Genomic DNA, 13,189 nt, shown 5'->3' on the forward strand with positions numbered 1-13,189 from the left:
CACGGGCACCCCCTGACATGGGGTAATGTTCTTCCTGCGTCCGGGCGATTAGCTCAGTGGGAGAGCGCTTCGTTCACACCGAAGAGGTCACTGGTTCGAACCCAGTATCGCCCACCGGATCATCAGGCGGCCCGGCTCACGATTGGTGAGCCGGGCCGCCTCGTCGTGTGCGGCCGGCGTGGCGCGTCCGCGGCGGGTGTCGCCGGGCGAGGGCCCTTCCGGTGTCCCCGGGGCCTTCCGCTTCCGGCCGTCTTCATCCAACCGTGACCTTCCGCCGTACCCGTCCCGGTGGGCTCCGGCATGTTCGGCCGGTCGGTCGCGGGGCTGTCATCTGGGCGTTTGCGCCCGGGCTGAGCCCTGCGGGCGAGCCGGCCGCCGCCGGTGCCGGATCGCGGCGCCCATGAATTCCTGTCCGAATCATTGACGCGCCCGTAGGCCCTCCGTAACTTGTGCCAGCAAGCGCTTACTTGAAACGATTCATGAGGCGGACGCGAACGTCGCGGGGAGGCTCATATGCAGCAGGGCGGGAATGTGGAGAGGCGGACGATCCTCAAAGCGGCGGGGGCCTCGCTGGCCGTCGCGGGAATCGGCGCGACGGCCACCGCCTGCGGTGGCGGCAGCGGCTCGGGGGACGGGGCGGTGACGATCCGTTACGCATGGTGGGGTGGCGAGCCGCGCACCATCGCCATCAAGAAGACGATCGCGCTCTTCGAGAAGAAGTTCCCGAAGATCAAGATCAAGCCTGAATTCACCGACTACGAAGCGTTCTGGGAGAAGTTCCAGACCCAGGCCTCCGGCGGGAATCCGCCGGACGTTTTCCAGAATGCGGTCGGCTTCCTGCGTAAGTACGACAAGCGCGGTGTTCTGCTGGACCTCAAGTCGCAGGCCGACGCGGGGAATCTGAGCCTGGAGAACTTCCGCAACGGCGTCCTGGCCAACGGCCAGGTCGACGGCAAGCAGATCGCCGTCCCCGTCGGCGCCAACACCATGTCGCTCGTCATCGACCTCAAGGCCTTCGAGAAGGCAGGCGTGGAGGCGAAGTTCGGCTGGACCTGGGACGAGTACTTCGACGCGCTGCAGACGATCCAGGACAAGCTGAAGATCGCCGGTGACACCGGCTACTTCAGCATCATGTACCTCTACGACCTCTACCTGCGCCAGAACGGCAAGGCCTTCTTCACGGACACCGACCTCGGCTTCACCGAGGACGACCTGACGCAGTGGTGGGAGGACGGCTACAAGCGCGTACGGTCCGGGCTCGTCGCCGACCCGAAGAAGGTCGAGCAGGTCAAGCCCAAGTCCGCGCTCTCGGCGGGCCTCGCGGCGTCCGAGTTCACCTGGGACAACTTCTCCATCCGCTACGAGGGCGAGGGCGAGTCGGACTACGGGCTCGCACCGATCCCCACCACGGACGGCAAGGCCACCGGCCAGTACCTCGGTTCGCTGATGCTGAGCGCCTTCTCCGGGACCGAGCACCCCAAGGAGGTCGCCCAGTTCATCGACTTCATGGTCCACGACCCCGAGGTCGGCAAGATCATGGGCTACGACCGGGGCATCCTCGCCACCACCGAGCAGTACGAGGCGTTCACGCCCGCCGACGACAACAACAAGGGTGTCGCGGCCTACGAGGAGCAGGTCGCCGAGGCCGGCGTCCTCGGCAAGATCACCCCGCACCCGTCGGGCGCCGATGTCATCGAGGCCGCGTTCCTGCGTATCGGCGGCGAGGTCGCCCAGGGCAAGACCAAGCCGGCCGACGCCGCCAAGGCACTGTTCGGCGAGGCCAAGGCCGCGTTCGCCGGCTGAGGGGACGTACCACCATGACGCTCGTCAAGGAAGCGCCCGCGCGCCCGGCCGGGAAGCGGCCCGCCGCCCCCGCCGCCGGGCGGCGCGGGCGGCGCCGCGAGACCCTCGCGGGCTACCTGTTCATGTCGCCGTGGATCGCGGGGTTCCTGCTGCTCACGGCGGGGCCGATGATCGCGTCGCTCTACTACGCGTTCACCAGCTACAACCTGTTCACGCCGCCCCAGTGGATCGGCCTGGACAACTTCACGACGATGTTCCAGGACCCGCGCTGGCAGAAGTCGGTCGAGGTCACCCTCAAGTACGTCGTCGTGGCGACCCCCCTGAAACTGCTGCTCGCGCTCGGCGTCGCGCTGCTGCTCGCCCAGAAGCGGCGCGGACAGGGCCTGTACCGGGCCGCGTTCTACATGCCCTCGCTCGTCGGCGCCAGCGTCTCCGTCGGCTTCGTGTGGCGGGCGCTGTTCTCGGACGACGCGGTCGTGGACCGTACGCAGAAGGTCCTCGGGTTCGACGTGGGCGGCTGGATCGGCAACCCGGACTACGTCATCTACGCCCTGGTCGCCCTCAGCATCTGGCAGTTCGGCGCGCCCATGGTCATCTTCCTGGCCGGCCTCAAGCAGGTCCCGCAGGAGCTGTACGAGGCCGCCGAGATGGACGGTGCCGGACCGCTGCGCAGGTTCTGGAACGTCACCCTGCCGATGATCTCCCCGGTGCTGTTCTTCAACGTGCTGCTGGAGTCCATCCACGCGTTCCAGGTGTTCGGCTCCGCCTACGTCGTCTCCGACACCCGGTGCGGGCCCGCCGACGCCACGCTCGTCTACACCTGCTACCTCTACCAGAAGGGCTTCAAGGAGGCCCAGATGGGCTTCGCCTCCGCGATGGCCTGGACGTTGGTGGTCGCGGTGGCGCTCGTGACGGCGGTCCTGTTCTGGTCGCAGAAGAAGTGGGTGCACTACGAGGAGGCCGCCAAGTGACCAGTGCCACCAGCCCCGCCCTGCCCGCCGCGAACGAGCGGCGGCGCCTCGGATCGATCGCCTGGCACGTGGGCGCGCTCCTCGTCCTCGCGGTCGTCCTCTATCCCGTGGTCTGGGTGGTCGGCGCCTCGTTCAAGCCGAGCAAGGACATCATCGCCAGCCTCGACCTGCTGCCCACCGCGCCGGTCTGGGAGAACTTCTCCGGGCTCGCCGACGGCATCTCCGGCATCTCCATCGGCAGCTTCTTCTGGAACTCGCTGGTGTACGCGGTTCTCGCCGTGGCCGGTGTCGTGCTGTCCAGCTCGCTGACCGCGTACGCCTTCGCCAAGATCCGGTTCGCCGGGCGGAACCTGCTCTTCACGCTGATGATCGGCACGCTGCTGCTGCCGTACCACGTGCTGCTCATCCCGCAGTACGTGCTCTTCCGCAACCTGGAGCTCACCGACACCCTGGTGCCGCTCGTCGCGGGCAAGTTCCTGGCCACGGAGGCCTTCTTCGTCTTCCTGATGGTGCAGTTCATGCGCGGACTGCCCAGGGAACTGGACGAGGCCGCCAAGCTCGACGGCTGCGGGCATCTGCGCACCTACTGGTCGATCGTGCTGCCGCTGAGCCGGCCCGCGATCATCACCAGCGCCATCTTCACCTTCATCAACGCCTGGAACGACTTCATGGGGCCGCTGATCTACCTCAACACCCCCGAGAAGTACACCGTCTCGCTCGGCCTGATGATGTTCCGCGACCAGGAGGGCGTCTCCAACTACGGCAGCATGATCGCGATGTCGCTGGTGGCGCTGGTGCCGGTCATCGCCTTCTTCATGGCCTTCCAGCGCTACCTCATCGACGGCATGGCGACCTCCGGACTGAAGGGCTGAGGCGGTCACCATGGCGCAAGCACGCGTGAAGGCCCGTACCGCGCGCAGGGAGTCCGTGTTCGGCGAGCGCTTCGGGGTCTTCGCCGAGTGCCTGCTCACCGGCGTGTGGATCGCCGTGGCCTGCCTCGGGGTCGTCACCTACCCCGCGGCCTTCGCCGCCGGCGCGCGGCACCTGCGGCGCCGTACCACCCACCAGGGCGGCGGCCTGCGGGAGTTCACCCGGGACTTCCGCGCGGCCGTGCGCGGCGGGTGGGCCGTCGGGCTCGCCGGGTGGGCGGTGGCCGCCGCGGTGTGGGTGGACGTCCTGGCCGTACGGGCCGGACTCCCCGGCGGGCCGCTCGTCGGGGCCGTCGGTGTCCTCGCGCTGATCGGGGCCGCCGTGGCCCTGCTGCGGGCGGCCGCCGTCTGGGCGCCCGGCACCACCTGGCGGGCGCTGCTCGCGGACGCCGGGCGGCGCACCGTGCTCGACCCCGCCGGATCCTTCCTGGTCGTCTGCGGGCTGGCCGTGGTGGCCCTGTCCGCGGGGTTCGTCCCGCCGCTGGCGGTCCCCGTCCTGGGGGCCGTCGCGGCGGCGGCCGTCGCCGTGGAGGAGCGGTACCGGCACCGCTGACGGGCGGTGCCCCTTCCCGAGGCCGGCGCTCCGCCGCCGGACCTCTCTCTGTCATGCCCTTGACATCACCTTGCGGTGTCGCAACGGAAAGGAAAGGCCATGTCCCCCATCCCCCGCAGATCCCTGCTCAAGGCGGCCGCCGTCGCCGGAGCCGCCGCCCAGTTCAGCTGGGCCCTGGGAACGCAGAACGCCGCCGCCGCACCCCGCGCGGAAACCGCCGACGCCGACCCGGTCACCCTCGACTGGCTGGAGGACGGCGGCCTCGGCGCGGCCCCCGGCTCCACCGTCGGCGTGCCCTGGCCCAAGGGCGCCCACCAGGAGGACCAGACCTTCGCGCTGACCGACGCCGACGGCAAGTCCGTACCCGTCCAGTCCTGGCCGCTCGCCTACTGGCCCGACGGCTCCCTCAAGTGGACGGCACACGCCGTGAGTTCGGGCTCCGGCAAGCTCACCCTGACCACCGGGACACCTGCCGCACCCGAGAAGAAGATCACCGTCGACAAGCGCGGCGGCACCATCGACGTCTCCACCGGCGTCATCACCGCCAGGATCGGCACGTCCGGCTCCACGATCGTCAGATCGGTCCGTCGCGGCTCCACCGAGATCGCCCGCGACGGCCGCCTCGTCGTCCTGCGCCAGCCCGAGTACGAGGACGGCGACCAGACCACCGTCAGGACCGAACGCTTCGACGGCGCCGTCACCGACGTCACCGTCGAACAGGACGGCCCCGTCCGCGCGGTCGTCCGCATCGACGGCAAGCACCGCAAGGGCCACCGCAGCCTGCTGCCCTTCTCCGTCCGCCTCTACTTCTACGCCGGCGCCGACTCCTTCCGCATGGTGCACACCATCACCTACGACGCGAAGCAGGAGCCCGGCAAGGCGAGCGGCGACTTCATCCGCGGCCTCGGCGTCCGCTTCACCGTCCCCCTGCGCGACGAGTCCTACGACCGCCACATCCGCCTCGGCGGCGAGGGCACCGGCCTGCTCCGCGAGGCCGTCAAGGGCATCACCGGACTGCGCCGCGACCCCGGTGCCGCCGTCCAGGCCGCCCAGTTCGCCGGCGAGAAGCTCCCCGACCCCGCCACCTGGGACCAGCGGGTCACCACCCGCCTCCAGTACATCCCCGAATGGGGCGACTACACCCTCTCCCAGCTCTCCGCCGACGGCTTCACCGTGCGCAAGCGCACCAAGAAGGGCTACGGCTGGATCGGCGCCGGCGGCGGCCGGCGCGCCTCCGGCTTCGGCTACGTCGGCGGGGTCGGCGGCGGCCTCTCCTTCGGCCTGCGCGACTTCTGGGAGAAGCACCCCGCCCAGCTCGACATCCGCGACGCCCACACCGACGAGGCCGAGGTCACCCTCTGGCTCTGGTCACCCGAGGCCCAGCCCATGGACCTGCGCTTCTACCACGACGGCATGGGCCAGGACACCTTCCCCGAACAGCTCGAGGGCCTCAACATCACCTACGAGGACTACGAACCCGGCTTCGGCACCCCGTACGGCATCGCCCGCACCTCCGAACTCCTCTTCTGGGCCAACGCGTCCACCCCGAGCGCCGACAAGCTCACCGAACAGGTCGAGGCCGTCCGCGTCCTCCCGCAGCTCGCCGCCCCGCCCAGGCAGCTCATCACGGCGGGCGTCTTCGGCAAGGGCCTGTTCGCCGAACCGGACCGCTCCACCGCCGCCAAGGCCAGGATCGAGGACCATCTCGACTTCCTCTTCACCTACTACAAGGACCAGGTGGAACAGCGCCGCTGGTACGGCTTCTGGGACTACGGCGACATCATGCACACCTACGACACCGTCCGGCACCAGTGGCGCTACGACGTCGGCGGCTACGCCTGGGACAACTCCGAACTCTCACCCGACCTGTGGCTCTGGTACGCGTACCTGCGCTCCGGCCGCGCCGACATCTTCCGCTTCGCCGAGGCGATGACCCGCCACACCGGCGAGGTCGACGTCTACCACATCGGCGAATGGGCCGGCCTCGGCACCCGCCACGGCGTCCAGCACTTCGCCGACAGCGCCAAACAGCAGCGCATCGCCAACACCACCTACCGCCGCTACTACTACTTCCTCACCGCGGACGAACGCGTCGGCGACCTCATGCACGCATGCGTCGACTCCGACGAGACCTTCCTCGCCCTCGACCCCCTGCGCAAGATCCGCACCGAGCCGTACACGCCCGACCGCAACGCCCTGTCGATCGGCTTCGGCACCGACTGGAGCGGACTGGTCTCCGCCTGGCTCACCGAGTGGGAACGCAAGGGCCCCCAGTGGGAGAAGGCCAAGGCCCGCGTCCTGTCCACCATGGAGACCATCGCCGCCCAGCCCAACGGCTTCGTCCAGGGCAGCGGCCTGTACGACCTCGACACCGGCAGGTTCGCCGTCGCCGACACCCCCAAGGTCGAGGTCTCCCACCTGTCGGCCGTCTTCGGCCTGAACGAACTCTGCGCCGAACTCATCGACCTCGTCGACATGCCGGAGTTCAACGAGGCCTACTACGACTACTGCCGCTACTTCAACGCGAGCAAGACGGAACAGACCGCCCGCTACGGCTCCCACTTCGGCAGCCTGATCCTCTTCCAGGGCCACTCCCGCCTCGACGCCTACGCCGCCGTACGGACCGGCGACGAGAAGCTCGCCGAGAGGGCCTGGCAGAAGTTCTACGACTCCGACGGCTACAAGGAATCGGCACCCTGGAGGACCGAGAAGATCGACGGCCCGACGGCCCTGGTCGCCGGTGCCGAGGCCACCTGGGTGTCCACCAACGACACCGCGCTCTACGGCCTCGCCGCCATCGAGCTGCTGTCGTTGCTCGGGGACCGGATGCCGTAGACGCACACAACGGGCGCGGACGGGAACACGGCGACCATGGACTGGAACCATCACCGCTTCCGCAGTCTGTGGACCCTGTCCGCGCCCGCCCCGGTGGTCTACCGCGTCCTGGAGCGGATCGAGGACTACCCCCTGTGGTGGCCCCAGGTACGGGACGTCACCAGACTCGACGACACCAGCGGGATCGTCACGATCCGCTCCCTCCTGCCGTACGACCTGACCTCGACCGTGCGGGCGGGCCGGCGCGACCCGGAGACCGGGATCCTGGAGGCCGGCCTCTCCGGCGACCTCGACGGATGGGCCCGCTGGACCGTCACCCGCCTGGGACCCCACGGCTGCCTCGCCCATTACGAGCAGGAGGTCGACGTCCGCAAGCCGCTGCTGCGCCTGCTCGCCGTGCCCGGACGGCCCCTCCTCCGCGCCAACCACGCGCTGATGATGCGGGCCGGCCGGCGCGGCCTGGCCGCCCACCTGCAAGCGGTTTGAAGGAACCCTCCCCGGACCTGTATTGTTCAGTGCGTTCCCGGGCGATTAGCTCAGTGGGAGAGCGCTTCGTTCACACCGAAGAGGTCACTGGTTCGAACCCAGTATCGCCCACCGGGAAAGCCGGTCCGTCCCCGACGGACCGGCTTCTTGCATCTCCCGCGGTGCTCTCACGCCGCCGCCGACAGGCCCGGACGCAGCGGCCACGCCGGGTCCACCACCTCGTCCGTGCCCGTACGCGCGAACCACGCCTGGAGCCCCCGCGCCTGCGCCGCGTGCCACACCACCTGCAAGGGATGCAGCTCGGCGGGGGACAGCCGCTCCAGCCGGGACGCGAAACGCCGCCCCACCGCCCGGGTCACCTCCAGCGCCGCCACGGCGTCCGCCGCCGCGTCGTGCGCCCCCTCCAGCTCGACCCCGTAGTGCGCGCACAGATCGGTCAGCGTGCGCCGGCCCTTGCGATAGCGGTCCAAGTGCTTGTCCAGCACCCACGGGTCCAGTACCAGCAGCGGCGTCCGCTCGAACCAGCGGTCCAGCGACGACGCGCGGTGCCGCCGCAACTCCCGGTCCAGCAACGTCAGATCGAACGGCGCGTTCATCACCACCAGCGGCCGGCCCACCCTGGCCTGCTCGGCCAGCGCCTGGGCCATCTCGTACATCACCGGCGCCGGCCAGCGGCCGTTGCGCTGCAGATGATCGTCCGTCAGTCCGTGCACCTCCGTCGCCGCGGCCGGCACCGGCACCCCCGGATTCACCAGCCAGCGGGTCACCCGCGGCCGGGTGCCCGGCGCGTCCTGCACGACGAGAGCGGCCGACACGATCCGGTCGGTCTCGACGTCCACACCCGTCGTCTCCGTGTCGAAAGCGGCCAACGGCCCTTCGTACCAGCACGCCATACCCAACAACCCCTCGTCCACCAGCGGCAGTGGACGCGCCGTCCACTGCCCGAACCGGTGATACCCGGCCTGTTTGCGCCGTACGCCGGAAGGAGACAACAGGAGTACGGGTCCTCGCAGTTCAACGACCCGCAGCGGGGAAACACTTGTTCTGGAAGGCTGTCGGCCATGGCCATCGCGCAGCCCGAACGGGGCGGGCTGCTGCCCGAGCGCACGCCACCCACTCGCGGCACTCTCGCCACCACCGCCTGCATGGAGACACTGCAGGTCGGCTATCTGCACGCCGTCGCGGCCGCCGCGGGCTGCTCACTGTCCCAGCCGTTCCCGGACAACGGCATCGACTGGCACGTCAGCCACAGCGCCGCCGGGCACGTCGTCGACGACGAGGTCACCATCAAGGTGCAGCTCAAGGCCACCTACCAGCTCCGTCCCCACCCGCCGGGCCGCTTCTTCTCCTTCACGCTGGACAACGCGCACCTGGAGAAGCTCGCCCGCACCCCGGTCTCGGTGCACAAGATCCTGGTCGTGATGATCGTGCCGCGCTCCCAGGACGACTGGCTGCGCGCCGGCCACGACCGGCTCGACCTGCGGCACTGCTGCTACTGGACCAACCTCGCCGGACACCCGGTCACCGGGCGGCACCGCACCACCGTACGGATCCCCACCTCACGCATCTTCGACGACCGGGCGCTGTGCGAGATCATGACGCGGGTCGGGACGGGAGGAAAACCGTGACGCACCGCCCGACCGGGGAACCCCTGAGGCCCGTACGACCGCATCCCGCCGACACCGCCTTCGACGGCCGCCCGCCCGAGCCCGCCGAGGTCGACCCCGCCGTGCTCACCGCCCTCCTGCACCGGCACGGCTGGCAGCGGCGCGGCGGCGCCGCCGGACACTACGGCCGCTGGACCCCACCCGGTCCGGGCACCGGTACCAGCCTCCTCGTACCGGCCGGCCGCGCCTTCCCCGACAGCGACGACCTGCTCGCCGAGGCCCTGCTCGCCCTGACCCGCAGCGCGGCCCCCTCCGCCCGCCACATCCTGCTCGCCCTCGCCGTACCCAGCGACGAGATCCACTGGTCGCGTGACATACCGGCAGGACCCGGCGACGCCACCCCCTGGACCACGGAGGAGCAGCTGCGCTCCGCCGCCCGCCGGACCCTCCTCGCCGCCGCACTCGCCACCCGCGCACGCGCCGGCTTCCACGGCGCCCGGCACCGCCGCCCGGCCGCCGCCGCGCTCGACGCCGTCCTCGTCGGACCCGCACCCGGCGGACGCCGGCTGACCGCCTACGCCCCCGTCGCCACCGGCCGCTCCCTCGCCGTCCGCCTCCACCACGCCCTGCACGCCGCCCGCGAGGCCATCGACTACCGCCGCGCCACCGGCGGCATGGACGCCTTCGACACCGCGGTCACCGCCGGCGTCAGCCATGAACTCACCGAGGCCCTCGTCGCCCTGGTCCGGGGCACCGAGGGCGCCCGGATCGCCGTGGCCTGGTCCCCGGCGGCCGGCGTGCCCGACGGCTGCGCCGCCCGTGCCGAACCCGTCGAGTTCTCACCCGGCGACCTGCCCGTCCTGCTCGAGGCCGGCCTGCGCTACCAGCACGCCGAACCGTCCGTCACCGTGCGGATCACCGGCACGGTCGTCCGGATGTACCGCTCCGTCCCCCGTGGCGAGGGCATGATCCGGCTGCGGGTGCTCGCCGGGGCGGAGGTCGGCCAGGTACGGATCACCCTCGACGAGGAGAACTACCGCATCGCCGGGCACGCCCACCTCGTGGGCCTGCCCGTGCGGGTGTGCGGGCGGCTGGAGAGCCGGGGCGGCTTCCGCCGGCTCACCGATGTCCAGGAGGTCGCACCGGTCCAGGTCGACGACGCCGAACGGGACCGGCTGCACAAGGCGCTCCAGGCGAACGCCGAGACCGCGGCCTTCTTCGGAGAGGCCTGCGGTCCCTGCTGCGGGGAATGATTTCGCGGTGAGCGGCCCGGGGTCGGTACGATCGCACCCATGCGTGCGCTCCGGTATGGCGCCGCGACCACAGCCTTCAGTCAGGAGAGACCGGTGTCAGACGTCCGTGTGATCATCCAACGCGATTCCGAGCGGGAAGAACGCGTGGTGACGACGGGCACTACGGCCGCCGAGCTCTTCGCCGGCGAGCGCTCGGTCATCGCCGCGCGCGTGGCCGGTGAGCTCAAGGACCTCGCCTACGAGGTCAAGGACGGCGAGACCGTCGAGGGAGTCGAGATCTCCTCCGAGGACGGTCTCAACATCCTGCGCCACTCCACCGCGCACGTCATGGCCCAGGCCGTGCAGGAGCTGTTCCCCGAGGCCAAGCTGGGCATCGGCCCGCCGGTCAAGGACGGCTTCTACTACGACTTCGACGTCGAGAAGCCCTTCCACCCCGATGACCTCAAGGCCATCGAGAAGAAGATGCAGGAGATCCAGAAGCGCGGTCAGCGCTTCTCGCGCCGCGTGGTGACCGACGAGGCCGCCCGCGAGGAGCTCGCCGACGAGCCGTACAAGCTGGAACTGATCGGCCTCAAGGGCTCCGCCTCGCACGACGACGGCGCGGACGTCGAGGTCGGCGCCGGCGAGCTGACGATCTACGACAACCTGGACGCCAAGACCGGCGAGCTGTGCTGGAAGGACCTCTGCCGCGGTCCCCACCTGCCCACCACCCGGAACATCCCGGCGTTCAAGCTGATGCGCAACGCCTCGGCGTACTGGCGCGGCAGCGAGAAGAACAAGCAGCTCCAGCGCATCTACGGCACCGCCTGGCCCACCAAGGACGAGCTCAAGGCGCACCTGGAGTTCCTCGCCGAGGCCGAGAAGCGCGACCACCGCAAGCTCGGCTCCGAGCTCGACCTGTTCTCCATCCCGGAGCAGATCGGCTCCGGCCTCGCCGTCTTCCACCCCAAGGGCGGCATCATCCGCCGGGTCATGGAGGACTACAGCCGTAGGCGGCACGAGGAGGAGGGCTACGAGTTCGTCTACACCCCGCACGCGACGAAGGGGAAACTTTTCGAGACCTCGGGTCACCTGGACTGGTACGCCGACGGCATGTACCCGCCCATGCAGCTCGATGAGGGCGTGGACTACTACCTCAAGCCCATGAACTGCCCGATGCACAACCTGATCTTCGACGCGCGCGGGCGGTCCTACCGGGAATTGCCCTTGAGGTTGTTCGAGTTCGGCACCGTGTACCGGTACGAGAAGTCGGGCGTCGTGCACGGCCTGACCCGGGCCCGCGGCTTCACCCAGGACGACGCGCACATCTACTGCACCCGCGAGCAGATGTCGGAGGAGCTCGACAAAACCCTCACCTTCGTCCTCAACCTGCTGCGCGACTACGGCCTGACCGACTTCTACCTGGAGCTGTCCACCAAGGACGAGACGAAGTTCGTCGGAACCGACGAGGCCTGGGAAGAGGCCACCGAGACGCTGCGCCAGGTCGCCGAGAAGCAGAACCTGGAGCTCGTGGCGGACCCGGGCGGCGCCGCCTTCTACGGCCCGAAGATCTCCGTCCAGGCCAAGGACGCCATCGGCCGCACCTGGCAGATGTCGACCATCCAGCTCGACTTCAACCTGCCGGAGCGCTTCGACCTGGAGTACACCGCCGCGGACGGCTCCAAGACCCGCCCGGTCATGATCCACCGCGCGCTGTTCGGAAGCATCGAGCGCTTCTTCGCGGTGCTCCTGGAGCACTACGCGGGCGCGTTCCCGGCGTGGCTCGCCCCGGTCCAGGCGGTGGGCATCCCGGTGGGTGACGCCCACGTGCAGTACCTGGAGGAGTTCGCGGGCGAGGCACGGCGGAAGGGACTGCGCGTCGAGGTGGATTCCTCCTCGGACCGGATGCAGAAGAAGATCCGCACGCAGCAGAAGCAGAAGGTCCCGTTCATGATCATCGTCGGTGACGAGGACATGCACGCGGGCACGGTGTCGTTCCGCTACCGAGACGGCTCGCAGGAGAACGGCATTCCGCGTGACCAGGCGCTGGCGAAGCTCGTTGACGTGGTGGAGCGCCGTATTCAGGTGTGAGTAGTTCCCCGCATGCGCGGGGTTCGGCCCCCGGGAGTGATCCCGGGGGCCTTTTCCGTGGTCCTCCGGCGAAGCCATATGCTGCACGCATGACGAGTGAGCCGGAGCAGCAGCTGGGGGTGGGGACGCCGGACGCGTTCCAGCGTCTGTGGACGCCCCACCGGATGGCGTACATCCAGGGCGAGAACAAGCCGAGCGGCCCGGGCGCCGACGACGGCTGCCCCTTCTGCTCCCTCCCGGCCAAGTCCGATGAGGACGGGCTGATCCTGCGGCGCGGCGAGCGGGTCTACGCGGTGCTCAACCTCTACCCGTACACGGGCGGCCACCTGATGACCGTGCCGTACCGGCATGTCGCCGACTACACGGACCTCACCGTGGAGGAGACGGCGGAGCTGGCCGAGTTGACCAAGCAGGCGATGACGGCTCTGCGCACCGCGTCCGGCGCCCACGGCTTCAATGTCGGCATGAACCAGGGCACGGTCGCGGGCGCGGGTATCGCCGCCCACCTCCACCAGCACGTCGTCCCGCGCTGGGGCGGCGACACGAATTTCATGCCCGTGATCGGCCACACGAAGATCCTGCCCCAGCTCCTGGCGGACACGAGGAAGATGCTCGCGGAGGCGTGGCCTGCATAAACGAGCCCGTCCGGCGTTTGAGGACGAGGCCGTTCAGGCCGATGGGG

At 69.8% G+C, this 13,189-nt stretch carries 11 protein-coding genes and 2 tRNA genes; 12 read left to right on the forward strand and 1 reads right to left on the reverse strand.

Annotated elements, in window-relative coordinates:
- The first annotated feature begins 42 nt into the window (after positions 1 to 42).
- From IH50_RS0127070 to IH50_RS0127110, 8 genes are all read left to right on the forward strand, one after another.
- A tRNA-Val gene (locus tag IH50_RS0127070) sits at positions 43 to 114 on the forward strand.
- 399 nt (positions 115 to 513) lie between these two features.
- Positions 514 to 1,803, forward strand: coding sequence for an extracellular solute-binding protein (locus IH50_RS0127080; protein WP_030867624.1), 1,290 nt, complete (start codon positions 514 to 516; stop codon positions 1,801 to 1,803).
- Positions 1,804 to 1,817: 14 nt separating this feature from the next.
- Entirely contained in the window at positions 1,818 to 2,774 is a 957-nt protein-coding gene (locus IH50_RS0127085) for a carbohydrate ABC transporter permease (protein ID WP_030867627.1), read from the forward strand.
- The gene (locus IH50_RS0127090; protein ID WP_030867629.1) at positions 2,771 to 3,646 is read left to right on the forward strand and encodes a carbohydrate ABC transporter permease; all 876 of its coding nucleotides are present in this window, start codon (positions 2,771 to 2,773) and stop codon (positions 3,644 to 3,646) included. Before IH50_RS0127085 ends, IH50_RS0127090 begins: the two co-directional genes overlap by 4 nt.
- 10 nt (positions 3,647 to 3,656) lie before the next feature.
- On the forward strand, positions 3,657 to 4,256 hold the full coding sequence (locus IH50_RS0127095) for a hypothetical protein (RefSeq protein WP_030867632.1): 600 nt from the start codon (positions 3,657 to 3,659) through the stop codon (positions 4,254 to 4,256).
- A gap of 99 nt (positions 4,257 to 4,355) precedes the next feature.
- A complete protein-coding gene (locus IH50_RS0127100) occupies positions 4,356 to 7,091 on the forward strand; it encodes a hypothetical protein (protein WP_030867633.1) in 2,736 nt (911 codons plus the stop codon).
- 36 nt (positions 7,092 to 7,127) lie between these two features.
- Positions 7,128 to 7,577, forward strand: coding sequence for an SRPBCC family protein (locus IH50_RS0127105; RefSeq protein WP_030867635.1), 450 nt, complete (start codon positions 7,128 to 7,130; stop codon positions 7,575 to 7,577).
- A gap of 39 nt (positions 7,578 to 7,616) precedes the next feature.
- A tRNA-Val gene (locus IH50_RS0127110) sits at positions 7,617 to 7,688 on the forward strand.
- A gap of 56 nt (positions 7,689 to 7,744) precedes the next feature.
- Here IH50_RS0127110 and IH50_RS0127115 read toward each other — a convergent pair.
- Positions 7,745 to 8,470, reverse strand: coding sequence for a 3'-5' exonuclease (locus tag IH50_RS0127115; protein WP_030867638.1), 726 nt, complete (start codon positions 8,468 to 8,470; stop codon positions 7,745 to 7,747).
- Between the two features lie 168 nt (positions 8,471 to 8,638).
- On the opposite strand from IH50_RS0127115, the gene IH50_RS0127120 reads away from it, so the two are divergent.
- The 4 genes from IH50_RS0127120 (at position 8,639) to IH50_RS0127135 (ending at position 13,142) form a co-directional block, all read left to right on the forward strand.
- Positions 8,639 to 9,205 carry a DUF4365 domain-containing protein gene (locus tag IH50_RS0127120; RefSeq protein ID WP_030867640.1) on the forward strand — a complete coding sequence of 189 codons (567 nt, stop codon included), beginning with the start codon at positions 8,639 to 8,641 and terminating at the stop codon, positions 9,203 to 9,205.
- Positions 9,202 to 10,437, forward strand: a complete 1,236-nt coding sequence (locus IH50_RS0127125) for a hypothetical protein (protein WP_030867642.1) — start codon at positions 9,202 to 9,204, stop codon at positions 10,435 to 10,437. The genes IH50_RS0127120 and IH50_RS0127125 overlap by 4 nt, the downstream gene beginning before the upstream one ends.
- A 93-nt stretch (positions 10,438 to 10,530) precedes the next feature.
- On the forward strand, positions 10,531 to 12,507 hold the full coding sequence (thrS, locus tag IH50_RS0127130) for a threonine--tRNA ligase (protein WP_030867645.1): 1,977 nt from the start codon (positions 10,531 to 10,533) through the stop codon (positions 12,505 to 12,507).
- A gap of 89 nt (positions 12,508 to 12,596) precedes the next feature.
- Positions 12,597 to 13,142, forward strand: a complete 546-nt coding sequence (locus IH50_RS0127135) for an HIT family protein (protein WP_030867648.1) — start codon at positions 12,597 to 12,599, stop codon at positions 13,140 to 13,142.
- Positions 13,143 to 13,189: the final 47 nt, after the last annotated feature.

It is taken from the genome of Streptomyces sp. NRRL S-37 (assembly GCF_000721605.1).
Taxonomy (GTDB): Bacteria; Actinomycetota; Actinomycetes; order Streptomycetales; family Streptomycetaceae; genus Streptomyces.